We start from the raw sequence: 22,814 nt of genomic DNA on the forward strand, positions 1-22,814 counted from the left end.
AGCACGGGCAGGCGCGTCAGTCGCCTGCCCTCCCCCTTGATCAGACAGGATGCGGCAGCCGGCCGCCAATCGTCTCTCCCATCGGAGATAGCGGTTGGCCGGCAATCTGCCCGCATCGTGCCTGCCGGAGGTCCCACAATGGCCAATCGCCCAATGCTCGAAGTCGTCGCGCTGGAAAAGCGCTTCGGGACCACTACCGTCCTCAAGAAGATCGACCTGAGGGTCGCCGAGGGCGAACTCGTGTTCGTCATCGGTCCATCCGGTTCCGGTAAAAGCACGATGCTGCGCTGTTGCAACCGGCTCGAGGAACCAACGTCGGGCGATATCATCGTCAATGGCCGCAACATCATGGCCGGTACCCGCCGCGATCTCGACCGTATGCGGCTGCAGATCGGCATGGTCTTTCAGGGGTTCCACCTATACCCGCATATGAGTGTCCTCAAGAACGTAACTCTTGCCCAGCGCAAGGCGCTGAAGCGCTCGAAGGCAGAAGCCGATGCGCGGGCGATGGATATGCTCGAACAGGTTGGCCTCGCGCACAAGGCCGACGCCTATCCCGGTGAGTTGTCGGGCGGCCAGCAGCAGCGCGTGGCGATCGCCCGCTCGCTGGCGCTCGATCCGAAGGTCATGCTGTTCGACGAACCGACCTCGGCACTTGATCCCGAACTGGTCGGCTCCGTCCTCAAAGTGATGAAGGACCTGAAATCCAAGGGCATGACGATGGTCGTCGTCAGCCACGAGATGGGCTTTGCCCGCGAAACCGCCGATCGGGTTATCTTCATGGATGGCGGTCTCGTCGTTGAAGAAGGCACGCCGGACGAGCTATTCGGCAACCCGAAGGCCGATCGCACCCGCGCGTTCCTTTCGCGCGTTTCCGGGTAGGGCGATGGACCGGTTCCTCGAAACCTTCTTCAACCCGGTGGTGATGGCGAAATATACGCCTGACATCATTGCCGGAATCTGGGTCACCCTGCAGATTGCCTCGGCGGTGATCGTGGCTGGCATCCTGGCCGGCCTCGCGCTCGCCTGCCTGCGCAGCTATGGCGTCAAGACGCTCAATTTCTTCATCATCTGCTATGCCGATATCTTTCGCGCACTGCCGCCTCTGGTCGTCATCCTGATCCTCTATTTCGGGTTCCCGTCGATCGGCATCCAGCTGTCCGGACCAATGGTTCTGTTCCTCGTTCTGGCGGCGACCCTTGCAGCTTTTGCCGAAGAGGTATTCTGGGCGGGCTTTTCGTCCGTCGAGAAAGGCCAATGGGAGGCCGGCATCGCAACCGGGCTCGGTTTTACCCGCACGCTTGCCTATGTCGCGCTGCCCCAGGCCGTCCGCCTTGCCATACCGCCGCTCGTCAACCGCGTGCTCGCCATCACCAAAATGACCGCGCTCGGCTCGGCCATTGGCGTGTCGGAAATCCTGTCGAGCGCCACGACGGCGCAGAGTTTTTCCGGCAGTGCCACGCCGCTCACTATGTCGGTCGCCGCCTATCTGGTGATTTTCCTGCCGATGGTGGTCTTCGCCCGCTGGCTGGAAAGCCGGACCGCCTGGAAGAAGCGATAGGAGGCTGACATGGATATCTTCATCGACCAGTTCTTCAATATCGACATCATGCGCCAGTCGGTGCCGTTGATGATATCCGGCCTCTGGATGACGCTCAAATTGTGCAGCGCCGTGATCCTGCTCGGCCTGATCGGCGGCCTGTTCGTCGCGCTCGGCAATATGAGCGAGCGCCGCTGGCTGCGCTGGATCTCCATCGCCTATACCGATCTCTTCCGCGCCCTGCCGCCGCTGGTGCTGCTCATCTTCATCTATGCCGGCCTGCCCTTTGCGGGGGTCAACATCTCGCCGTTCTACGCCGTCGTCATCGCCTTCCTGCTCAACAACTCCTCCTATTACGCCGAGGTCTATCGCGCCGGGCTCATCTCGGTTGCCAAGGGACAGTGGGAAGCTGCGCAGTCGACGGGCCTCAGCACGGTACAGACGCTTGCCCATGTCGTCCTGCCGCAGGCCATCCGCAACGTGCTGCCGGACCTGCTGTCCAACACCGTAGAAGTCGTCAAGCTCACCTCGCTTGCCTCCGTCATCTCGCTGTCCGAGCTTCTCTACAATGCCGGCATGGCGCGGTCGGTCACCTACAATGCCTCGCCGCTTGTGCTGGCTGCTCTCATCTATCTCGTGCTGCTGTGGCCGCTGGTGCGCCTCGTCAGTCATTTCCAGCGGCGCCTTGCCGCCTGATCGCTTTCGAAAGGAAACTCCGATGACCATCATGAAGATCGCAGGTGCCCAGCTCGGCGCCATCCAGAAAGACGACAGCCGCGAAAGCGTCGTCATCCGCATGATTGCGCTTCTCGATGAAGCCGCATCCAAGGGCGCAGACATGGTCGTCTACCCGGAGCTGGCGCTCACGACCTTCTTTCCCCGCTGGTACATGGAAGAACAGGCCGAAATCGATTTCTGGTTCGAGACGGAAATGCCGAACGCCGCCACGCAGCCGCTGTTCGATCGCGCCCGCGAGCTCAACATGGCCATCACCTTCGGTTACGGCGAGAAGACGCCGGACGGACACTATTACAACACCTCTGTTGTTACCGACCGTCAGGCCAATATCGTCGGAAAGTATCGCAAGGTGCACCTCCCCGGTCATTCCGAATATGATACCGAGCGCGCCTTCCAGCATCTCGAGAAGCGCTACTTCGAACCCGGTGATCTCGGCTTCAACGTCTGGCGCAACGAAGGCGTCATCATGGGCATGGCGATCTGCAACGACCGCCGCTGGCCGGAAACCTTCCGTTGCCTGGGCCTGCAGGGCGTAGAGCTGGTGACGATCGGCTACAACACGCCGTCGGTGAACAGCCAGATGAGCGCCGAAGGTTTGGAGAAGCGGCTTTTCCATTCCGACCTTTCCATGCAGTCCGGCGCCTACCAGAACTCGACCTATGTCGTCGGCGTCGCCAAGGCGGGCAACGAGGACGGTCACCCGCTGATGGGCGGCTCGATCATCGTCGACCCTGACGGCTTCGTTCTTGCCCGCGCCGTCACCGAGGAAGACGAGCTCATCATCGCCGAATGCGATTTCTCCAAATGCGACTTCGGCAAGAAGACGATCTTTGATTTCGAGCGCCATCGTCGTATCGAGCACTACGGTCGTTTGACGAGCCAGACCGGCGTGATCATCGAAGTGTAAGGAAAGACCGACATGACAGCGTTTGATACGGTCATCCATGGCGGTCGCATCGTCACCGCATCCGACATATTCGATGGCGATATCGGCATTACCGACGGTCGAATTGCGGCGATCGGCGAGAAGATCGCTGGAGGAAGCCGCCGGATCGATGCCGGCGGCAAGCTGGTCGTTCCCGGCGGCATCGAGGCGCATGCCCATATCGCCCAGGAAAGCTCCGCGGGCGTGATGACCGCCGACGACTACTATTCGGCCTCGGTCTCCGCCGCCTTCGGTGGCAATTCCTCATTCATCCCGTTCGCGGCTCAGCATCGCGGCCAGTCGATTGCCGAAGTCATCGCCACCTATGACGGCCGCGCCGCGCCGCACTCGGTGCTCGACTATTCCTATCATCTGATCATTTCCGACCCTTCGGCGTCAGTTCTTGCAGAGCTGCCGGGCGTGTTTGCCAAGGGCATCACGTCGTTCAAGGTGTTCATGACCTACGACCTGATGAATATTGGCGACGGCGGCATGCTCGATATCCTGACCGTTGCCAAAACCCATGGGGCGCTCACCATGGTCCATGCCGAAAACAACGACATGGTGAAGTGGATGAACAAGCGGATGGCGGCGGCAGGGCTGACAGAGCCGAAATATCACGCGATCAGCCGTCCTGAGCTTGCCGAGGAAGAAGCAATCAACCGGGCCGTCTCTCTGGCAAAACTCGTCGATGCAGCCCTCTTCATCGTCCATGTCTCGACGGCGGGCGGCGCTGCGATCGTCCAGCGCGAAAAGCTGGCCGGCACGAAACTGTTTGCCGAAACCTGCCCGCAATATCTGGCTCTGACACGCGATGATCTCGACCGGCCCGGCATGGAAGGGGCGAAATTCATCTGCTCGCCGCCGCTCCGCGATTCGGCAACACAGGAAGCGCTCTGGCGGCACGTACAATCAGGCACGTTCGAGAGCGTGTCCTCCGACCACGCGCCCTACCGTTTCGATGCCAGCGGAAAATTTGCCAATGGTGCCGATGCGCACTACCCGAAGATCTCCAACGGCATGCCCGGCATCGCCATGCGCCTGCCCTATCTGTTTTCGGAGGGCGTCGCTAAAGGCCGCATCACGCTGCAGCAGTTCGTTGCACTCTCAAGCACCAATGCGGCCAAGACATTCGGTATGACTAAAAAGGGATCGATCGCACCCGGCTACGAAGCCGATATCTGCATCTGGGACCCGGAAGCCCGCCGCAAGGCAACGCTTGCCGATCAGCACGACAATATGGACTACACACCGTTTGAGGGCATGGAGATCGAAGGCTGGCCGGTCCTCACCATGAACCGCGGTGATGTCATCGTCGAGAACGGCGAGTTGAAGGCGGACCGTGGTCGTGGCCGTTTCATTGCCCGCAGCCCCATCGACCTGACCGGCAAGCCCGGCTACCGTGCCAAGGAATTCGATCCGGCGCAGAATTTCGGCGTGGAGATCGCCCCATGAGAAAAGTCGGCCGGATCCTCGTCATCAACCCGAACAGTTCGGAAAGCGTCACCGAAGGCCTGCGCGAGGCGCTCTCCGGAATGCAGTTTCCGGCTGGTCCCGTTATCGAATGCGTCACGATCGATGAGGGTCCGCCCGGCGTCGTCAGCCAGCGCCATGTGGATGAAGCGTCACTGCGCACCGCCGACCTGATAGAAACCCGACCGGATGCATCAGCCTATGTGCTCGCCTGCTATTCGCAGCCCGGGCTGGACCTTGCCCGGTCGATCACCAAAAAGCCGGTCTACGGCATCCAGGATGCGGGCGTGCTGAGCGCGCTGGCGCTTGCGGATCTCTTCGGCGTCATCGCAGTCGCCGAAGGTTCGATCCCCCGTCACATGCGCAACCTTCGCCGCCTCGGCGTCGATGGCAGGCTTGCCGGCGAGGTCGCGCTTGAAGGCGCGATCAGCGTCGCCGATAGCGGCCATGGGGAGGAAAGCTACGCGGCACTCGTGAAGGCCGGGCTGAAATTGCGCCAGATGGGCGCCGGCGCCATCGTGCTGGGCTGTGCCGGCATGTCCGGCCATCGCCGCAGACTGGAAGAGGAGCTCGGCATCCGCGTGATCGACCCGACCCAGGCCGCCGTCGCGATGGCGCTTGGCGCAGTTCTCACCTGAACGCCATGACCGAAATCGAGCAGAAACCGGATATCTCCCTGCGCCTCCTCGAGATCTTCGGGGCCATGATGCGCTGCGAAACGACCGTCGAGGCCGCCGAGCAGTTGGGCATTTCCCAGCCCGCCGTTTCGAACGGCATCCGCCAGCTGGAAAACCAGCTCGGCATAACGCTGTTCGAGCGCCTGCACCGGCGGCTTGAGCCAACCGAGGAAGCGACGCTTCTGTTTGAAGAGGTGCGTCCGGTCTTCAGCATGTTGCGCAGCTTTTCCGCCCGCGCCCGCTCCATCAGGCACGGCACATCGGGACGGCTGCGCGTCATGTCGACGCCGCCGCTTGGCAATACGGTCGCACCGGTGGCGCTCGCACGGTTCCTGAAGGACCGTCCGGATGTGTCTGTCGCCTACGATGTTCGCCGGCTCGAACACGTCATCGAAGCTGTGCAGAGCGGCGCCGCCGATGTCGGTCTGGCGATCGCGCTGGAACGGCATCCGTCTGTGAACGTAGAGATCCTGTCGCGCACCCATATGGTCGCGCTCGTGCCGAAGGACCACCCGGTCGCTAGTCGGCAGGAGCTGATGGTCAGTGATTTGTCCGAACACGGTTTTATCGGCCTCGAAGCGGAATCGCGCATGGGCCAGATGCTGCGCGATGCCTTCGATCGCGAGGGCATCGATTACGAGCCGCGGGTCGAGGTGCGCTATTGCGCAACGGCTGCGGTTCTGGCCGGAGCTGGCGTCGGGGCAGCGGTTGTCGATCCCTATAGTGCAGCCCACCAGTCATTGCAGGGGTTGGTGCAACTGCCCTTCCAGCCACCCCGCGAAGTCGCGGCCGTCCTGATTACCCGCAAGGGCATACCGCGCTCGCGCCTGCTGCACGGTTTCATCGCCGAACTCAAGCGAGCCGCCGGCGATGTGTTTTGAATTCCCGACATACTGAAGGAGATTGTCTTGTCCCGTATCGTTTATTTGAATGGCGAATGGCTGCCCGAAGCCGATGCAAAGGTCTCCGTCTTTGACCGCGGCTTTCTATTCGCAGACGCCATCTACGAAGTGACCGGCGTCATTGACGGCAAGCTTCTCGAATACGAGGGCCATGCCTCCCGCCTGAAGCGCTCGATCGGGGAACTGGGTCTGGACCTGCCGATTTCGGCCAGCGAACTTCTGGAGGTTCATCGCGAGATCATCCGCCGCAATGAACTCAAGGAAGGCTTGATCTACCTCCAGCTGTCGCGCGGCCCCGCCGATCGCGACTTCGCCTTCCCGAAGGCGCCGACGCCGACTCTGGTTCTCTTTACCCAGGCGAAGTCTGTGATCGAAAACCCCAAGCTCGCCACCGGCCTGTCCGTTGCTTTGATGCCCGACTGGCGCTGGGAGCGCCGCGACATCAAGACCGTGCAGCTGCTCTATCCCTCGATGGCCAAGATGCAGGCGATGGAGAAAGGCGCTGATGACGCCTGGCTGGTGGAGGACGGCTTCGTCACGGAGGCAAGCTCGGCGACCGCCCATATCATCGACAAGAGTGGCAGGCTGATCACCCGCCCGCTGTCGAACGCCATCCTGCACGGCATTACGCGCGCAAGCGTGCTTGATCTCGCGGAAAAGGCCGGCATTGGCTACGAGGAACGCGCCTTTACACCCGATGAAGCGATGAATGCCGCGGAAGCCTTCATCACCTCGGCCACGAACTTCGTCATGCCCGTCACGCGTATTGACGGTAAACCCGTCGGCGACGGCAAACCGGGGCCTCTGACTCTCAAGCTGCGCGAACTTTATATCGCCGACAAGATCGCAAGCGCAATCTAAGCGCCGCGAGGCCGCGTTGCAGCGGCCTCCGCAGCCTTCGGGTCGCGTCAATCCATCCTGAACACCACGTCGTGGGTGGCAACGTAGAATTCGCCCTCCGGCGTGACCCAGCCGCGAAACATGCCGTCGGTGTTGTAGGGTGCGGAGATCGATCCATCCGCTCCGACGGCCACAAGACCGGCGCCGATATCATGCGGCTTCAAGTCTTCCATGATCACCTTCGACGCCGCTTGCTCCACCGTTTCGCCGAGATAGCCGATGCGGCTTGCGACCTCATGGCCGACGGCATAGCGGATAAAGAACTCGCCCTTGCCGGTGCCTGAGACTGCGCAGAGACCGTCACGGGCATAGGTGCCGGCGCCGACGATCGGGGTGTCGCCGATCCGACCGACAGGCTTGTTGTTATAGCCGCCGGTGGAGGTTGCAGCAGCCAGATGTCCGGCACTATCTAGCGCGACGGCACCCACCGTGCCGTGCTTTTCGGATTCGCTTGCCGCTGCTGCGGTGCCGGCCGCCGCATGCGCCTTCATCGCAGCCAGCGCTTTCACGCGTTTCTCGGTGGTGAAATAATTGGGTTCGACGACGTCCAGCCCCTCGACCTTCGCAAATTCGTCGGCCGCGTGGCCGCCCATCAGCACCGCTTCGCCCTTTTCCATCACCCGCCGCGCCGCCTTGACGGGATTGCGGATGCGCCGCACCAGCGTCACTGCGCCTGCTTCGAGGGTCGCGCCATCCATGATTGAGGCGTCGAGTTCGTGCTCGCCGGCGGCATTGAGGGCTGCGCCATAGCCGGCATTGAAATGGGGGCTGTCTTCCAGCACCACGACCGACGCCTGCACGGCGTCAAGCGCCGAGCCGCCGGTGTTCAGCACCGCCCATCCGGCTTTCAACGCATGACCGAGATCGACGCGCGCCGCTTCCCATTCCGCTTCACTAAGGCCGAGCTTTGCCATCACGCCGCAGCCGCCATGGATCGCCAGTGCAATCTTGCTCATGATCTTCTCCTTCCCATGAATAAAAAAGCCGGGCAGCAGAACTGCCCGGCCAAGTTTACCTCCGGTTGGCGTGGAGGCTATTTCGCAGGCCTGATGTTCATGGCCAGTGTGTCTTCGTCCGAACGCGGCACGATGGTGATGGTCTTTTTCATGCCCCAAGCGGATACGATCGAAGCGATCGACAGATTGGGACGATCGGAAGCGACCAGCGCGTTGGCGTCCTTCAGGTACTGTTCGCGCTTGCCCGCATCCATCTCGACACCGGCCGCCTCGATCAGCTTGTCCATCTCAGGGTTGGAGTAACCGCGGATGTTGAAGGCGCCGAGCTTCTTCGTCGGATCGTTGGTATGGACCAGCGACGAGAGCGTGTAGTTCGCCTCACCCGTCAGCGTGCCCCAGCCGGACATGGTCAGCGAATAATCGCCGCGTGTGTTGGCCGGGAAATAGACGGCGCCGGGCTGTGCGTTGGCTTCCACCTGGATGCCGATCGCAGTCAGCATCTGGGCGATCGTCGTGCCGGTGTCCTTGTCTCCCGGCAGGCGGTCGTTGGTGAAGGAGAACGTCACCTTGAAACCATCGGGATAACCGGCGTCGGCAAGCAGCTTCTTTGCCTTCTCGACATCGGAAGGTGCCGGCTTCACATCCGGATTGTAGCCGAAGATGTTGGGCGTCACGAGCTGCGACTGGACGGTGCCCATGCCTTCCATGGCGATCTCGGTGATGGTTTCGCGATCGATCGCAAGATCGAAGGCTTCACGCACACGGGGATCGATGAAGGGGTTCTTCGGCAGCGGCGAACCGTTCTTGGCGCTCACCTGCGGCGACTTTTCGCGGAAGTCGAAAGCCATGTTGAACAGGTAGACGCTGTCCTGGCGAACGATCGTCAGCTTCGAATCCGTTTCCAGCGTCGGCACGTCGGATGCGGGAATACGGGCGATCAGATCGACCTGGCCGGCCTTCAGCTGCGCAACGCGGGCGGCGTCGTTGGGAAGCTCCTTACGGATCACCTTGTCCCACGGCTCCTTGCCGCCCCAGTAACCGTCGAAGCTCTGAAGAACCAGCTGCTCCTTCGGCGTCCAGGACACGAACTTGTAAGGACCGGTCCCGATCGCGGCCTTGCCGGAATTGAAACCTTGCGAGGCCTTTTCCGCGCTGTCGGAATAATCCTTGGCAGCGATATGGGACACCACGAACAGACGAATGAAATCGTTGGGCAGGGTTGGCGCCGGTCCGTCGGTCTTGACGCGGATCGTCAGCGGATCGACGATTTCGACGCCCTTGACGCGGCGGACGTAGATGGTTGTCGGGTTCGGGCCGGCGACTTTCGGAATACGCTCGATCGAGAACTTGACGTCCTCGGCGGTGAAGTCCGAACCGTCATGGAATTTGACGTTCGGGCGCAGCTTGAATTCCCAGGTCGTGTCGTCGATCGCGGTCCAGCTGGTGGCAAGGCCCGGCTCGAGTTCCAGATTGTTGCCCGACTTGATCAGCGAGTCGTAGATGTGCTTCATCGCCTCGGCATGGGTGCCGGCAGCGGTGAAATCTGGATCGATCGACAGCGGACCGGCGCGCACGCCGATGGTGAGATCGGCAGCAAGGGCTGCGCCCGAAACGCCGCCGAGCAAGCCGGTGGCGAGCACGATGGTGCGGAATGTCTTGGAAGCCGTCATTCTTCGTTCTCCTCTATTGTTGTCATTGGTGGCCAGTTGGGTGAATCGACGACGACCTTGGCGAGCAGTTCCGACAACATCAGCTGTTCGGCAGGCGTCAGCGACGAGATCATGGCTCTCTCGCGCTCCACCATCGGCTGCATGGCCTGATCGACGATGCGTCTGCCCTCCTCGGTGATGTAGAGGACAAAACTTCTGAGGTCCGCCTGGTCGATTTCGCGACGGACGATGTTCTTGTCGATCAGCTTCTGGATCGCCCGGCTGATCGTGTTCTTCGGAAAGCCCGAGGAATTGCAGATGGCACTGGCCGTCAGTCCGTCGGACAGGCCGAGCGAATAGATGACGACGAATTCCGGCCGCGCCAGGCCGTGTTCCTTTTCGATCAGTCGGTAGATCGGCTCGTTGAACTGCAGCGCCAGAAAGTTGAACCGGAACGACAACCAGCAGGGGTTCTTCCACAGTTTCACGAATACCAGGTCCTCGACGCCATGCGTGCCGGCGGCGGCTTTTCCGCCCTCCCGCAGCAGGGTCTCCAGTGTCGGTCCACGCGTCTGTCGCACTCTTCGGTCGCTTTCGAGCTTCGTGAGGTTTAGTCCCGTATGGAACTTGACGATCGTTTAAATGGCTGTCAATTTCTTTTTTTAGTCCCGTATGGAACTTTGCTTCATGCGACACAAAGCATCGGAAAGCACAAATATTGTGCGTCCGTGCGAAAAACAGAACGTTCTTTGCGCAGTTGCACGAAGTTTGAGAACGAGGGTAGCGAATTGAAGATTGCCGACATGAACTGGATGCAGGTTGAGGAGCGCGTCGCAAAAGATGATCGCTGTATTTTACCGATCGGCAGCGTCGAGCAGCACGCCTATCTCAGTCTCGCGACCGATATGATCCTGGCTGAAAAGGTCTCGGTCGATGCTGCCGAGCCGCTCGGCATCCCGGTCTTTCCGGTCGTGCCTTATGGCCTTGCCTCCTCGTTCGCAACGTTTCCGGGAACGCTGACGCTATCGCTCGCCACCTATATTGGCGTCATCGAAGATCTGCTCGACAGCATCTACCGCTCCGGTTTCAGGCGTGTCCTGATCGTCAACGGACATGGCGGCAACACGCCGGCAACGGTGGTGATTTCCGAATGGCTGAATGCCCACCCCGACGCATCGGTCAAATTCCACGACTGGTGGCGGGCGCCCCAGACGCTCGCCAAGGTGCAGCAGACCGACCCCGCCGCATCGCACGCGTCATGGATGGAGAATTTCCCCTGGACGCGCACCACCGACGCGCGTCAGCCGACGACTGCCAAGCCACAGATCGACTACGCAGCGCTTGCACGCGTCGGCGCTGCGCAGAAGCGTGAACTGCTCGGCGACGGCAATTATCACGGTCTCTACCAACGTCCCGATGAAGACATGGCAGCGATCTGGGAGGTCGCCGTGTCCGAAACCCGCGCGCTGCTGGAAGGCGACTGGCACTGACCACCGCCTGACACACGACGCATTTTCGAACCCCGCACGAGACGGGAGAACAGGGAACGAATGTTTGGATTCATCCTGCAAAGGCTGTGGCAGGCGCTGATCGTGGTCCTTGCCATGTCGGCACTGGTATTCTGCGGCGTCTATGCCGTGGGCAACCCGATCGACGTGCTGATCTCGCCGGATGCGACGCAAGACATCCGCGCCGCCGTCATCGCTCAATACGGTCTCGACCAGCCGCTCTGGCAGCAATATTTCACCTTTGTCGGGCGCATCCTGCACGGCGATTTCGGCCGCTCCTTTGTCTACAACATGCCGGTCAGCGAACTGATCCTGACCCGGCTTCCGGCAACGCTCGAACTGACACTAGCGGCCGTGCTGTTTGCCAGCCTCGTCGGCATTCCGATCGGCATGTATGCCGGCTACAAGCCACACAGCCCCATCTCGCGTGCCATCATGGCACTTTCCATCCTCGGCTTTTCCGTCCCCACCTTCTGGTTCGGCCTGATGCTGATCATGGTGTTTGCCGTGCAATGCGGCTGCATGCCGGCCGGCGGACGCGGCGAGACCGCCAGCCTGTTCGGCGTCGACTTCAGTTTCCTGACCGGTGATGGCCTTTCCCACATGATCCTGCCGGCGTTGAACCTCTCACTGTTCAAGTTCTCGCTGATGATCCGTCTTGCCCGCGCCGGCACTCGCGAACTGATGCTGAGCGACACGGTGAAATTCGCCCGCGCTGCCGGGCTTTCGGAGTTCACGGTGCTGAGCCGCCATGTGCTGCGGCTGATCTCCATTCCGCTGGTCACCGTGTTCGGGCTCGAACTCGGCTCGACGCTCGCCTTTGCCGTCGTCACCGAAACGATCTTTTCCTGGCCGGGCCTCGGCAAGCTGATCATCGACAGCATCACCTCGCTCGATCGACCGGTCATGGTTGCCTACCTGATGTTTGTCGCCCTCCTGTTCATCGTCATCAATTTCGTGGTCGATCTTACCTATGCGCTGCTCGATCCGCGTCTGAGAAAGGGGCGTGCCTGATGCGCGACACTCCACTCTCCCGTTTTCTAAATGAATTCCGCCGCAACAAGGTTGCCACGGGCGCTGCGGTCTTCGTGTTCGTCATCGTGTTCATCGCCCTGATTGCGCCGCTGGTGACGCCTCAGGATCCTTACGACCTCGCGCATCTGGTGCTGCGAGACGCACGGCGCCCGCCGGGCTATGTCGGGACCGGCGGCTACACCCACTGGCTTGGAACGGACTCGCAAGGCCGCGACCTTCTGTCCGCCATCATCTACGGCCTGCGGATCTCGCTGCAGATGGGCATCATCGCCAGCGGAACCGCTTTCGTGATCGGCGCCGTGGTCGGCTGTGCCGCAGCCTATATCGGCGGTCGCTTCGAAAGCCTCGTAATGCGTATTGTCGACTTGCAGCTTTCGTTCCCGGCCATTCTGCTCGCCTTCGTCATCGCCGCAATCCTCGGCCAGGGTCGCTACCAGCTGATCCTCGCACTGATCTTTGCCCAATACGCCTACTTCGCACGCACCGCCCATGGTGCCGCGGCGGCCGAACGGCAGAAGGATTATGTCGAGGCAGCGCTCTCCATCCCGCTGTCGCCCTGGCGCGTGGTGCTGCGGCATATCCTGCCCAACTCGCTGCCACCACTGATCGTGGTCGCCACCGTGCAGATCGCCAGCGCGATTTCGCTTGAAGCGACGCTGTCGTTCCTGGGCGTCGGCCTGCCGCCGACCGAACCGTCGCTCGGCATGCTGATTGCCAACGGTTTCCAGTATCTGCTCTCTGGTCGCTACTGGATCTCGATCTACCCCGGCCTGGCACTGATCATCTTCATCGTCTCACTCAATCTCGTCGGCGACCAGATCCGCGACCAGCTCAACCCGAGGCTCCGCCGATGACCGATACCGTGACAACACCGGCGACGCCGCTTCTCGAAGTCACCAATCTCAAGACCTGGTTCCCAAGCGGGCGCAGCGAAGTCAAAGCCGTCGACGGCGTCTCCTTCTCGATCGCGCCGGGAGAGGTGCTGGGTCTCGTCGGTGAATCCGGTTCCGGCAAGTCGATCACCGGCTTTTCCATCATCGGCCTGATCGACGAACCCGGCCGCATTGTCGAGGGATCGATCAAGCTCGAAGGTCGCGAACTGGTAGGCCTGCCGTCCCACGAGTTGCGCGCCATCCGCGGCAAGACCATTTCGATGGTCTTCCAGGACCCGATGATGACACTCAACCCGGTCCTGAGCATCGGCATGCAGATCAAGCTCGCGCTGGAAGCTCACGAAAGTATCGGCAGTGCCGAGGCCCGTGAGCGGGCGATCAAGGCGCTGGCCCAGGTTCGCATCAGCGATCCGGAACGCAAGGTGGATTTCTTTCCGCACCAGTTTTCCGGCGGCATGCGCCAGCGCGTGGCGATTGCGATAGCGCTTCTGCACCGGCCAAAACTGATCATCTGCGACGAGCCGACGACCGCGCTCGACGTATCGATCCAGGCGGAAATCCTCGCCGAGATGAAGGAGCTTGTCTCCGAGCTCGGCACGGCGCTGATCTGGATCAGCCACGACCTTGCCATCGTCTCCTCGATCGCCGACCGCGTCGCGGTCATGAAATCCGGCAACATCGTCGAGATCGGCCCGGCACTCGGCGTGCTGACGAAACCGCAGCACGACTATACGCGCGCACTGCTCGATGCCCTGCCCTCGCGCGCCAAACCCGGCGAACTTCTGTTGCGCGGCAGCGGTATCGCAGACGCGGCACCACCGCCGCGCAAATCGGCAACCGCCAACCTGCCGCCCCTCGGAAGTCCCTATCTGGTCATCGACGATGTCGTGAAACGCTTCGAAAAGCCGGCCGGGTTGTTCAGGAACCTCGCGATCAAGTCCGGTCTGTCACAGCCGCTCAATGTCGTCCACGCCGTCGCCGGTGTCTCGCTGACGGTCAAGCGTGGCGAAGTTCTGGGCCTCGTCGGCGAATCCGGATCCGGTAAATCGACGCTCGGTCGTATGGCAGCCGGCATCACCGTGCCGACATCGGGCACGATCCGCTTGAACGGCCAGCCCGTCATGAGCATCGGCCGCGCGCCAAAAAAGATCACGACCCGCATCCAAACGATCTTCCAGGATCCGTTTGCCTCGCTCAACGGCCGCATGCGCATCGGCGACATCATCGCCGAGGGGCCGCTCGCACACCGTCTGGTGAGCCGTGCCGAGGCGGCGGTTTATGTCGGACAATGGCTGGCGGCCGTCGGTCTCGATCCGAGCTTTTCCAACCGCTTTCCGCACCAGTTTTCTGGCGGCCAGCGACAACGCATCGCCATTGCCCGAGCGCTCGCCATGCAGCCGGACGTGATCGTCTGCGACGAGCCGGTCGCCTCGCTCGACGTGTCGATCCAGGCGCAGATCATCAACCTTCTGATCCGCCTTCGCGCCGAACTCGACCTGTCGCTGGTCTTCATCAGCCACGACCTGTCGGTGGTGCGCCACCTCTGCGACCGCGTCGCCATCATGTACCAGGGCCGGATCGTCGAGGAGGGCGAAGCCGCCGCCATCTATGCCGATCCGCAGCAAGCCTACACGCAACGACTGCTGGCGGCCGTACCGGTGCTGCCGCAGGCAGCCGAATGACTTAAACGGAGGACGGGATATGGAACCCTGGGAATGGGACGAAGCGACCTGGCGCGGCAAGGTCGACAAGGTGCGGGCCGGCCGTTCGCTGAAGCCGAAGACCTGGAAGAATGGCGCCCGCTGCGCCGTCGCACTCTCTTTCGACAGCGACCATGAGACCAACGAGTTGCGCGACGGCGGCGAATCCATCGGTCGCCTGTCATGGGGCCAATATGGCAATCGCCGCGGTGTACCGCGCATTTTGGAAACGCTGAAGGCTGCCGACGTGCCCGCCACATTCTTCGTGCCGGCCGTTGCAGCCCTCCTTCATCCGGGCGAGCAGAAACGAGTCATCGCCGAGGGCCACGAGATCGGCCTGCATGGCTGGATCCACGAGGTGAACACCAAGGTCCCGCCGGAGAAGGAACGCGAACTGCATTTGCGCGCCGCCGACACGCTGGAAAAGATCACCGGCGTACGGGCCGTCGGCATGCGCACCCCGTCCTGGGATTTCTCTGACGTAACGCTGGAGATCGAACGCGAACTGGGCCTGATCTACGATTCATCCTTGATGGCCGACGACGATCCCTACGAGCTGGTCGAGAACGGCGAACCGACGGGAATGGTAGAACTGCCCGTCGAATGGATCCGCGACGATGCCGTCTACTTCAACATGAACCGGTTTACCGCCCACCGCCCCTACACGCCGCCGCCGGCCGTGCTCGATATCTTCAAGCGCGAGTTCGACCGTGCCTATCAGGAAGGCGGCCTGTTTCTCCTGACCATGCATCCGCATGTCTCCGGTTACCGCTCGCGCATCTTCATCCTCGAAGAGCTGATCCAGCACATCAAGCAGCACGACGACGTATGGTTCGGCACCCATGCCGACATTGCCCGCTTTGCCAAGGAGAATGCCGATGGCTGAAACGACTGACACGACACCCAAAGTGGCTCTCGTCACCGGCGGCGGCCGCGGCATCGGTCGCGCCTGCGCGGTGGATCTGGCAAAGCACGGTTTCGATATCGTTCTGGTCGACCTGATCGAGGACGATCTGGCTCGAACCGCCGGCGAAATTGCCGAACTCGGCCGCCAGGCACTGACCTTCGTCGCCGACGTGCGCGACTACCGACGCGCCGCTCAGATCGTCGCCGAAGTCGATGCGCACTGGGGCCGCATCGACGTGCTGTTCAACAATGCCGGAAAGCCGATGCCAAAGGGCATCGAGGAGATCACCGAGGACGAGTTCGACACCACGATCGATATCAATCTCAAGGGTGCCTTCAATTATATCCAGCCGACCGTACCCCTTATGCGCCGCAACGGCGGCGGCCGGATCATCAATATGTCGTCGATGAACGCCCACACCGGTGGCGTGACCAGCGCTGTCAGCAAATTCGCCTATACATCAGCCAAGGCCGGTATTCTCGGCATGACCCGGGCGCTGGCCAAGGAACTCGCCCCCGAAATCGTCGTCAACGCCATCTGCCCGGGTGTGATCAAGACGGAACGCTCGAACGCCATGATCGACGCCCGAGAAGCCCAACTTGCCGCCGGCATTGCTATGAAGCGCGTCGGCACGCCACAGGATGTCGCAAGCGTAGTCACCTTCCTCGCGACATCGGAGCCGAACTTCCTCACGGGACAAGACATCCAGATTGACGGGATGCAGTGGGTACGGTGAGGTAGACACGCGTAGCGGCGGCTCGACTGGCCAGTAGGGTGGTGATTGTTTCTGGTCGCAGGATCGACCATCATCCGCCCTGCAAAAAGCTGGGCAGAGGCCTTTAAAGTTCCGCTATCGCATCGAACATCGAATGACGGCGTCTACCTTCAATCAACTGTCAACCTGTCAGCACTTGATCGACACAGCAGATAGCGGAGGTGGCCTTGATCGCCGAATGTAACCGCTTGCCGGTCGCGAGGCGCCGTGTAATGGTTTGTTTCGAAAGCAATACAGAGGTTTCCTATGGAAGTCAGATGGTTAGAGGACTTCCTGTCTCTCGGCCATTTCTTGAACTTTACGGCCGCAGCCAAGGACAGGAATATCACACAGTCAGCCCTCAGCCGCCGCATCATGCAGCTTGAGCAATGGGCGGGACTGACGCTGGTCGATCGCTCGACCTATCCGGTGCGGCTTACACCGGCCGGCGAAATCTTTCTGCCGCGGGCTCGCAAGGCAGTCGATACAATTTCCTCGCTGCGCGAGGATACGCTGCGAACTCACAGCGCTCCTGAAGAAGTAATTTCCTTCGCAACGATGAGTACTCTGGTCCTAACATTCTTCCCGCTCTGGATGGAGAAGGTCGAGGCACTGGGGGAGCCGTTCCGGACGCGGTTTTCGGAAGCCTATTCCTCATTTTCCGGAAATGTCTCCAAGCTGCTCCGCAACGAATGCGATTTCCTTCTGACCTATGCGCATGAAAGCGTGCCGGCGATCCGCGATCTCGCGGAGCACCCCTATCTGACGCTGGGCTCGGAACGCGTGATTGCCATTTCCGCCCCGGACGAGGCAGGGCAGCCGATCCACCCACTCACGATCGGCGGGGCGCCGGTGAATTATCTCAGCTACCGGGATAGTTCCTTCTTCGCGCAGGCACTGCCACAAGCGATCTTTGAAAGAGCACCTTTCCAGCTCAACACCGTTTACGAGAACGCCATGTCTGCTGCCCTGAAAGCAATGGCCGTCGCGGGCCACGGGGTTGCGTGGATACCCGAAAGCCTTGCCGTCAACGAGCTCAAGAACAAGCAACTCGTGAGAGCTGCCGACTCCGCCTATGACATGATCGTGGAGATTAGGCTCTACCGCTCCTTCCGGCTGAGATGCAAAAGCGTCGGCCGGTTCTGGAGCCGTGCGGAAGAGGTCGGCATGCTCGCCGACCGGGTTGCCCTGCCGTAAACTGCCTCAAGCAGCAGCGGCACGGCCATCGAAAAGCACATCCAGGAAATGCAGGTCGGGTTGGTCGTCCAACTGGTTCAGCTTGGTCTGGATGAGCTCGACATCCTCCATATCATCGAGGCAATTGCTGATCTTTGCGCGACGCGCATCATCCTGGAAGGGATTGGCGAGGCCGCCGCGGGCCGCTGCGCGTTGCGTTTCCAGAATCCTTCCATCAGAAAGCGTTATTGTCAGCCTGTGCGGCAGATTGGATTTGGCGGCAGCCTCTTCCTCAGCGCTGTAATGTGTCATGGAGATCTTCGTTAGCAGCGGATCGCTTGCAAAACTCTCGATCGCGGCAGGCGTGAAATCCGACAGGACAAGCGTCTTCCTGCGAAGCGCAAGGCTTAGGCAATACTGCATGGAAAACCGCGCCTGCATCTCGTCCCTCGGCTCCGGATAGGCAAGGTTTCGATAGTTTGCGATTCCGACATGGCATTCGGCCGAGACGATCGCGTCGATATCGAATTGCTCCATCTGCATCAGGTCGAGGGCTGCATCGACGATCATGTGGGTGGAACCGCAGCATGGGTGCATTTTCGGCATCACGCCCGCCGTTTCGATCGTGTGTTCTCGGGTCTGAGCGATAGTATTGATGTCGTAGCCTAGAGGACCGATACCACCAAACATTTCGAGAAACCCCTGCTCCCCCTCGAGAATATCGAGGCGGCCGCTCAGGCCCTGCGCAGCGAGCAAAGCTGCCTCCACGGCATTTCGGGCTGCCATGCCGGCGTGGAAGGGTTTGACCGGCGTGCCGAACTGACCCTTTGTGCCAGATGCCATGCTGGCGCCGAGCGAAAGAGAGCGCGCGATACCGGCGGCATCGAGCCCCAGCAGCGTGGCAACGCCCGCAGCCGTGCCGATACTGCCGACGGTCGAGGTCCCGTGCCAGCCGGCGGTGTAGTGGGAACCGGCAACACCGCTCCCCACAAATGCCTGCGCCTGCAGGGCAACGAGATAGGCATCCACCAGCATGCAGCCGCTTGCACTCGCGCGATTGGCAACGGCCAGCAGTGCCGGCAAGATGACCGCCGAAGCGTGGCTCATCCCGGGGCGAAAATTATCGTCGTAGTCGAGTGCGTGTGCCGCCGTCCCATTGACCAGAGCCGCGACGGATTGCGAATGCCGCCCACCGGTGACGAGCGCTGCCTCTCCGTCTGCTTGGCGGCCGAACGCATCGGCAACGGCACGGGTGCTCATGTCGTTGCGACCAGCGTAAAGGCAGGCAACGGTATCGGCGATCGCCTCGCGCGCCAGACGGCGGGCCGTGTCGCTGCTGGTCGGTGGTGCCCAGCACCAGTTCGCTATGGTTTCGATGACGGTCATGTTGAAAGGTCCGTTGCTGGAAATGGAAAAGCAGTCCTTGCCGCGCCGAGGAGCGCGTTTCAGGACGAGGTATCGTGGGGCGGTGTGGGGCGGCTATCAGGACGTATCGTTCATGGCTGCAAGAAGCAGACGCAACAATTTCCCCATGCCGAAACGCGTGACCTCACGGCCTTGTATTTCGGTGTCGACGCGATGGACGACCACCATGTCGAGTGCCGGGATGACGAGGCAATAGTGGCCGCCAGCACCCATTGCCGCGTAACTCCCTCTCGGCGTCACAACGCCCGGCAGAAAGACGCCTTCCCGCCCCAGCCACCACATATAGCCGTAGCCGCCATGCGTGCCTGCATGCGAATAGGGCATGACGCATTGCTGGGCCCAACCGGGCGGCAGAACCGAAGCGCCGTTCCAGACGCCCTGCTGCAGATACAGCTGTCCGAAGCGTGCGAGATCTCTGCTCGACATGCGAAACGGATAGGCGCGGTGCTCGCTGATATCGAAGCTTTCGTGCCAGCCATCCGGCTGATCGCCTGCAAGGGAGAAATCCTGCATACCGATTGGTCCAGCGATACGTCGCGTAAAGGCTTGATGCACGGTCTCGCCCGTCAACGTCTCGAAGATCGTGCCGAGGGCGTTGAAATCCCAGTTGTTGTAGCACCAGAACGTGCCCGGCGCATGCGAGTGGCGCGGCTCCTTGATCCGCCGCATCCAGGGTGTCTCGTATCCCGCGGCGTGGTAGATGCCGGAGCGTGCCGTCAGGAGGTCGTAGACCGTTGCCTGCCTTTCTATATCGCTCAGCCCTTCGCGATCGTTCATGCCGAGATGTTCGAGCGTCGCAGAAAGATCGATCCGCCCCTCCTCGACCTCAAAGCCGATCAGGGCTGCGAGAAAGCTCTTGCGCATCGAATGGCAGAGGAATTTGCGGTCCGGTTCGCCAAGCGATAACACCACCTTTCCTTGCCTGACAACGTGAAGCATGTCGGTCGCCTGGGTCGCCGCAAAGGCACGCAACACATCGAGACCATCGCCATCAAATCCCGCCTCGGTCTCGCTCCCGTGCCATTCCCAATCTTTTGACGGATTGGCAACGGATGAGGCAGCGGTCATGCCGCCACCTCCGGAGAGCGAGCAACGGCCTCGACACTCGCCTGAAGAAACTCCCGCGTGTAGTCTTCCTTCGCGTCCGATTGCCGGATCTGCTGCGATGTCAGCTCCTCGAGAATACGCCCCTTGTACATCATGCCGGCCCGCTCGCAGATATGAGCGATGACAGCGAGGTCGTGGCTGACCATCAGATAGGTAAGGTTTCGCTCCGTCCGTAGACGCTTCAGGAGATTGAGGATTTCCGCCTGCACCGATACGTCGAGCGCGGAAGTTGGTTCGTCGAGGAGCAGGATTTCCGGTTCAACGATCAGCGCCCGCGCGATCGCCACACGCTGGCGCTGGCCACCCGATAGCTCGTGCGGATAACGATACCGGAAGGACGCACCAAGGCCGACGGCGTCTAGCGTCTCAGCGATGCGTTCAGAATGTCGATCGAAGCCGTGGATGCGCAACGGTTCCGACAAAACCTTCTCGACGATCTTGCGCGGATGCAGCGAGCCATAGGGATCCTGAAAAACCATTTGCGCGCGGCGGAAGAAATCCTTGCTGCGCTTCTTCGGCAGCTCGCGATCGGCAAGCGTCAAAGCGCCGTGGTAATCGCTGTTGAGGCCCGACAATGCCCTCAGAATGGTCGACTTGCCGCAGCCGGATTCACCGATCAGGCCATAGGCTTCGCCTTTTGCGATCCGGAACGAAACGTCGTCGACAACGCGGTTGCGCGCATGGTGCGGGCCGAAGCTGATGGAGAGACCGATCGCCTCGATAAGGGGTCTTGCTGCGATCATGCCAGAACTCCGTTGCGATAAACAGGACCATCGAGCCAGTCAGGGTCTCGCACCGGCACCGTCAGTTCGTCGGCCTCGACATCGAGCCGCGGAAGGCTCTTGAGCAGGGCCTGCGTGTAGGGGTGCTGCGCCTTGTGCAAATCCTTCGCCGGCAGGTCTTCCATGATGCGACCGGCATACATGACCAGGACCCGATCGCAGAAATCCGCCACGAGGTTGAGGTCGTGGCTGATGAACATCAGGCCGGTACCGCGGCGTGTCACCAGTTCATCGAGAATGGTAAGCACCTGACGGCGCACCGTGACGTCGAGGGCGGAGGTCGGTTCGTCGGCGATGATCAGGTCCGGCTCGGGGATCAGCATCATGGCAATCATGACGCGCTGGCCCATGCCGCCGGACACTTCATGCGGATAGAGCTTGAAGACGCGTTCCGGATCCCGGATCTGCACGGATTCGAGCATGGCAAGCGCCTTGGCCTTCGCTTCCGCTCTCGGGGAATTGTGATGAAGGCGATAGGCTTCGACGATCTGCTGGCCGATGCGCATCAACGGGTTCAGCGAATATTTCGGGTCCTGCAGGATCATCGAAATGCGGTTGCCACGGATCTTTCGCATGTCCCTTTCGCTGGCTGCAAGCAGATCGGTATCCTTGAAGCGCATATGACTGGCGGTGATCTTAGCAACCTTGGGCGTCAGCTTCAGAAGGGCGCGACCGGTCTGCGACTTGCCGGATCCGGACTCGCCGACGATGCCGACCTTTTCACGGCCGATGGTGAAGGACAGCCCGCGCACCGCATCGAAGCTGCGTTGCGGGGTCTCGAAGCGGATCGTCAGATCCTTGACGTCGATCAGCGGCTTATCCATTGCGGGGATCCAATACGTCGCGCAGGCCATCGCCCAACAGGTTGAAGGCAAGGCTGGTGATGAGGATGGCGGTGCCGGGAATGGCGGCGATCCACCAGCTGGTCATCACGAATTCGCGGCCGGATGACAGCATCGTGCCCCATTCGGGGCTCGGTGGCTGGGCGCCGAGACCGAGAAAGCCAAGGCCCGCCGCCGTCAGGATGATCGCTGCCATGTTGAGGGTGACGCGCACCACGACCGAAGGAATGCACATCGGCATAATGTGGCTGAAGATGATGCGAAGGCTGGATGCGCCCTGAAGGCGTACGGCGGCGATATAGTCCGAGTGCCGAACGGTAAGCGTTTCGGCACGGGCAAGGCGGGCGATCGGCGGCCATGAGGCGAGCGAAATGGCAATGATCGCATTCTCGATGCCAGGACCAAGCGCTGCGACGAAGGCAAGCGCGAGGATGAGGTTGGGGAAAGCGAGAAACACATCGACGATGCGCATCAGGACCGTATCCACCCAGCCGCCGAGATAGCCCGCGGTGGTGCCGACGATAAGCCCGATTGGTGCGACGATGACAGTGGTCAAAAGCGCGATATAGAGGGTGATGCGGGCGCCGAACAAAAGCCGGCTGTAGACGTCGCGGCCGAGTTCGTCCGTTCCCAGCCAATGCTGCGCGGATGGTGCGAGCAAGCGTGCCGCGAGGTTCTGATCATAGATGTCGTGCGTCGCGAGAAGCGGTGCAAACGTCGCTGCGATCAGCAGGAAGACGATAACGCACAATCCGAACAGGGCGGAACCATTGGCGCGCAACCGCCTCCATTGCAGCCACAGTTGCTGCATGCGGGCATGCGAGGGCGAGGTCGGAACCGGTGCGCGCAGCCAGGCGCCAAGTCCCGTTCGGGCATTGGCGGGCAGCGCGGTCGAAGGGGTGATGGCTTTGTCAGTCATGGCGGC

At 61.3% G+C, this 22,814-nt stretch carries 23 protein-coding genes; 15 read left to right on the forward strand and 8 right to left on the reverse strand.

Features of this window, described 5'->3' with window-relative positions:
* Positions 1-138 precede the first annotated feature (138 nt).
* From IFT66_RS18520 to IFT66_RS18555, 8 genes are read left to right on the forward strand one after another with little or no spacing between them, the layout of a single operon-like run.
* Entirely contained in the window at positions 139-882 is a 744-nt protein-coding gene (locus tag IFT66_RS18520; protein ID WP_342344791.1) for an amino acid ABC transporter ATP-binding protein, read from the forward strand.
* A gap of 4 nt (positions 883-886) precedes the next feature.
* A complete protein-coding gene (locus IFT66_RS18525) occupies positions 887-1,561 on the forward strand; it encodes an amino acid ABC transporter permease (RefSeq protein ID WP_192078479.1) in 675 nt (224 codons plus the stop codon).
* Between the two features lie 9 nt (positions 1,562-1,570).
* Positions 1,571-2,236, forward strand: a complete 666-nt coding sequence (locus IFT66_RS18530) for an amino acid ABC transporter permease (RefSeq protein ID WP_192078480.1) — start codon at positions 1,571-1,573, stop codon at positions 2,234-2,236.
* A 22-nt stretch (positions 2,237-2,258) separates the two neighbouring features.
* Complete coding sequence (locus tag IFT66_RS18535; RefSeq protein ID WP_192078481.1) at positions 2,259-3,185, forward strand: N-carbamoyl-D-amino-acid hydrolase; 927 nt, start codon at positions 2,259-2,261, stop codon at positions 3,183-3,185.
* 12 nt (positions 3,186-3,197) lie between these two features.
* Positions 3,198-4,658 carry a dihydropyrimidinase gene (gene hydA, locus IFT66_RS18540; protein WP_192078482.1) on the forward strand — a complete coding sequence of 487 codons (1,461 nt, stop codon included), beginning with the start codon at positions 3,198-3,200 and terminating at the stop codon, positions 4,656-4,658.
* Positions 4,655-5,314 carry an aspartate/glutamate racemase family protein gene (locus IFT66_RS18545; protein ID WP_192078483.1) on the forward strand — a complete coding sequence of 220 codons (660 nt, stop codon included), beginning with the start codon at positions 4,655-4,657 and terminating at the stop codon, positions 5,312-5,314. Before hydA ends, IFT66_RS18545 begins: the two co-directional genes overlap by 4 nt.
* Before the next feature lie 5 nt (positions 5,315-5,319).
* Positions 5,320-6,234, forward strand: coding sequence for a LysR family transcriptional regulator (locus IFT66_RS18550; protein WP_192078484.1), 915 nt, complete (start codon positions 5,320-5,322; stop codon positions 6,232-6,234).
* A 27-nt stretch (positions 6,235-6,261) separates the two neighbouring features.
* Entirely contained in the window at positions 6,262-7,116 is an 855-nt protein-coding gene (locus IFT66_RS18555) for a D-amino-acid transaminase (protein ID WP_192078485.1), read from the forward strand.
* Between the two features lie 47 nt (positions 7,117-7,163).
* On the opposite strand, the gene IFT66_RS18560 is transcribed toward IFT66_RS18555, so the two are convergent.
* The 3 genes from IFT66_RS18560 to IFT66_RS18570 form a co-directional block, all read right to left on the reverse strand.
* Positions 7,164-8,111: an isoaspartyl peptidase/L-asparaginase family protein gene (locus IFT66_RS18560; protein ID WP_192078486.1), complete on the reverse strand. Its 948-nt coding sequence runs from the start codon at positions 8,109-8,111 to the stop codon at positions 7,164-7,166.
* A gap of 77 nt (positions 8,112-8,188) precedes the next feature.
* Positions 8,189-9,781 (reverse strand): ABC transporter substrate-binding protein, encoded by a 1,593-nt coding sequence (locus IFT66_RS18565; RefSeq protein WP_192078487.1) that lies wholly within the window; start codon positions 9,779-9,781, stop codon positions 8,189-8,191.
* Complete coding sequence (locus IFT66_RS18570; RefSeq protein ID WP_342344792.1) at positions 9,778-10,341, reverse strand: MarR family winged helix-turn-helix transcriptional regulator; 564 nt, start codon at positions 10,339-10,341, stop codon at positions 9,778-9,780. Before IFT66_RS18570 ends, IFT66_RS18565 begins: the two co-directional genes overlap by 4 nt.
* Positions 10,342-10,548: 207 nt before the next feature.
* On the opposite strand from IFT66_RS18570, the gene IFT66_RS18575 reads away from it, so the two are divergent.
* The 7 genes from IFT66_RS18575 to IFT66_RS18605 all read left to right on the forward strand — a co-directional run bounded on the left by IFT66_RS18575 (position 10,549) and on the right by IFT66_RS18605 (position 17,754).
* Entirely contained in the window at positions 10,549-11,250 is a 702-nt protein-coding gene (locus tag IFT66_RS18575; RefSeq protein ID WP_192078488.1) for a creatininase family protein, read from the forward strand.
* 60 nt (positions 11,251-11,310) lie between these two features.
* Positions 11,311-12,282, forward strand: coding sequence for an ABC transporter permease (locus IFT66_RS18580; RefSeq protein WP_062459224.1), 972 nt, complete (start codon positions 11,311-11,313; stop codon positions 12,280-12,282).
* Complete coding sequence (locus IFT66_RS18585) at positions 12,282-13,157, forward strand: ABC transporter permease (RefSeq protein WP_062459221.1); 876 nt, start codon at positions 12,282-12,284, stop codon at positions 13,155-13,157. The genes IFT66_RS18580 and IFT66_RS18585 overlap by 1 nt, the downstream gene beginning before the upstream one ends.
* Positions 13,154-14,878, forward strand: coding sequence for a dipeptide ABC transporter ATP-binding protein (locus IFT66_RS18590; RefSeq protein ID WP_192078489.1), 1,725 nt, complete (start codon positions 13,154-13,156; stop codon positions 14,876-14,878). The genes IFT66_RS18585 and IFT66_RS18590 overlap by 4 nt, the downstream gene beginning before the upstream one ends.
* A gap of 19 nt (positions 14,879-14,897) precedes the next feature.
* Complete coding sequence (locus IFT66_RS18595; RefSeq protein WP_192078490.1) at positions 14,898-15,782, forward strand: polysaccharide deacetylase family protein; 885 nt, start codon at positions 14,898-14,900, stop codon at positions 15,780-15,782.
* Positions 15,775-16,539, forward strand: a complete 765-nt coding sequence (locus tag IFT66_RS18600) for an SDR family NAD(P)-dependent oxidoreductase (protein ID WP_192078491.1) — start codon at positions 15,775-15,777, stop codon at positions 16,537-16,539. The genes IFT66_RS18595 and IFT66_RS18600 overlap by 8 nt, the downstream gene beginning before the upstream one ends.
* Positions 16,540-16,824: 285 nt before the next feature.
* Positions 16,825-17,754, forward strand: coding sequence for a LysR family transcriptional regulator (locus IFT66_RS18605; protein ID WP_192078492.1), 930 nt, complete (start codon positions 16,825-16,827; stop codon positions 17,752-17,754).
* 6 nt (positions 17,755-17,760) lie between these two features.
* Here the strand turns inward: IFT66_RS18605 and IFT66_RS18610 are convergent, their stop codons facing one another.
* From IFT66_RS18610 to nikC, 5 genes are all read right to left on the reverse strand, one after another.
* Complete coding sequence (locus IFT66_RS18610) at positions 17,761-19,119, reverse strand: MmgE/PrpD family protein (RefSeq protein ID WP_192078493.1); 1,359 nt, start codon at positions 19,117-19,119, stop codon at positions 17,761-17,763.
* 96 nt (positions 19,120-19,215) lie between these two features.
* Positions 19,216-20,226: a serine hydrolase domain-containing protein gene (locus tag IFT66_RS18615; RefSeq protein ID WP_192078494.1), complete on the reverse strand. Its 1,011-nt coding sequence runs from the start codon at positions 20,224-20,226 to the stop codon at positions 19,216-19,218.
* The gene (locus IFT66_RS18620; protein ID WP_192078495.1) at positions 20,223-21,008 is read right to left on the reverse strand and encodes an ABC transporter ATP-binding protein; all 786 of its coding nucleotides are present in this window, start codon (positions 21,006-21,008) and stop codon (positions 20,223-20,225) included. Before IFT66_RS18620 ends, IFT66_RS18615 begins: the two co-directional genes overlap by 4 nt.
* Positions 21,005-21,871, reverse strand: coding sequence for an ABC transporter ATP-binding protein (locus IFT66_RS18625; RefSeq protein WP_062578130.1), 867 nt, complete (start codon positions 21,869-21,871; stop codon positions 21,005-21,007). The genes IFT66_RS18620 and IFT66_RS18625 overlap by 4 nt, the downstream gene beginning before the upstream one ends.
* On the reverse strand, positions 21,864-22,808 hold the full coding sequence (gene nikC / locus IFT66_RS18630; protein ID WP_092663178.1) for a nickel transporter permease: 945 nt from the start codon (positions 22,806-22,808) through the stop codon (positions 21,864-21,866). Before nikC ends, IFT66_RS18625 begins: the two co-directional genes overlap by 8 nt.
* Positions 22,809-22,814 lie beyond the last annotated feature (6 nt).

It is taken from the genome of Rhizobium sp. CFBP 13726 (assembly GCF_014841925.1).
GTDB classification, from domain to species: domain Bacteria; phylum Pseudomonadota; class Alphaproteobacteria; order Rhizobiales; family Rhizobiaceae; genus Neorhizobium; species Neorhizobium soli.

What these genes read in the sequence shown, in the direction of transcription:
- IFT66_RS18595 (WP_192078490.1), top strand. Translation starts at nt 14,898, where the DNA reads ATGGAACCCTGGGAATGGGACGAAGCGACCTGGCGCGGCAAGGTCGAC.
- IFT66_RS18525 (WP_192078479.1), top strand. Translation starts at nt 887, where the DNA reads ATGGACCGGTTCCTCGAAACCTTCTTCAACCCGGTGGTGATGGCGAAA.
- IFT66_RS18600 (WP_192078491.1), top strand. Translation starts at nt 15,775, where the DNA reads ATGGCTGAAACGACTGACACGACACCCAAAGTGGCTCTCGTCACCGGC.
- IFT66_RS18520 (WP_342344791.1), top strand. Translation starts at nt 139, where the DNA reads ATGGCCAATCGCCCAATGCTCGAAGTCGTCGCGCTGGAAAAGCGCTTC.
- IFT66_RS18620 (WP_192078495.1), bottom strand. Translation starts at nt 21,008, where the DNA reads ATGATCGCAGCAAGACCCCTTATCGAGGCGATCGGTCTCTCCATCAGC.
- IFT66_RS18615 (WP_192078494.1), bottom strand. Translation starts at nt 20,226, where the DNA reads ATGACCGCTGCCTCATCCGTTGCCAATCCGTCAAAAGATTGGGAATGG.
- IFT66_RS18610 (WP_192078493.1), bottom strand. Translation starts at nt 19,119, where the DNA reads ATGACCGTCATCGAAACCATAGCGAACTGGTGCTGGGCACCACCGACC.
- IFT66_RS18530 (WP_192078480.1), top strand. Translation starts at nt 1,571, where the DNA reads ATGGATATCTTCATCGACCAGTTCTTCAATATCGACATCATGCGCCAG.
- IFT66_RS18590 (WP_192078489.1), top strand. Translation starts at nt 13,154, where the DNA reads ATGACCGATACCGTGACAACACCGGCGACGCCGCTTCTCGAAGTCACC.
- IFT66_RS18560 (WP_192078486.1), bottom strand. Translation starts at nt 8,111, where the DNA reads ATGAGCAAGATTGCACTGGCGATCCATGGCGGCTGCGGCGTGATGGCA.
- hydA (WP_192078482.1), top strand. Translation starts at nt 3,198, where the DNA reads ATGACAGCGTTTGATACGGTCATCCATGGCGGTCGCATCGTCACCGCA.
- IFT66_RS18535 (WP_192078481.1), top strand. Translation starts at nt 2,259, where the DNA reads ATGACCATCATGAAGATCGCAGGTGCCCAGCTCGGCGCCATCCAGAAA.
- IFT66_RS18580 (WP_062459224.1), top strand. Translation starts at nt 11,311, where the DNA reads ATGTTTGGATTCATCCTGCAAAGGCTGTGGCAGGCGCTGATCGTGGTC.
- IFT66_RS18625 (WP_062578130.1), bottom strand. Translation starts at nt 21,871, where the DNA reads ATGGATAAGCCGCTGATCGACGTCAAGGATCTGACGATCCGCTTCGAG.
- IFT66_RS18605 (WP_192078492.1), top strand. Translation starts at nt 16,825, where the DNA reads ATGGAAGTCAGATGGTTAGAGGACTTCCTGTCTCTCGGCCATTTCTTG.
- nikC (WP_092663178.1), bottom strand. Translation starts at nt 22,808, where the DNA reads ATGACTGACAAAGCCATCACCCCTTCGACCGCGCTGCCCGCCAATGCC.
- IFT66_RS18550 (WP_192078484.1), top strand. Translation starts at nt 5,320, where the DNA reads ATGACCGAAATCGAGCAGAAACCGGATATCTCCCTGCGCCTCCTCGAG.
- IFT66_RS18565 (WP_192078487.1), bottom strand. Translation starts at nt 9,781, where the DNA reads ATGACGGCTTCCAAGACATTCCGCACCATCGTGCTCGCCACCGGCTTG.
- IFT66_RS18585 (WP_062459221.1), top strand. Translation starts at nt 12,282, where the DNA reads ATGCGCGACACTCCACTCTCCCGTTTTCTAAATGAATTCCGCCGCAAC.
- IFT66_RS18545 (WP_192078483.1), top strand. Translation starts at nt 4,655, where the DNA reads ATGAGAAAAGTCGGCCGGATCCTCGTCATCAACCCGAACAGTTCGGAA.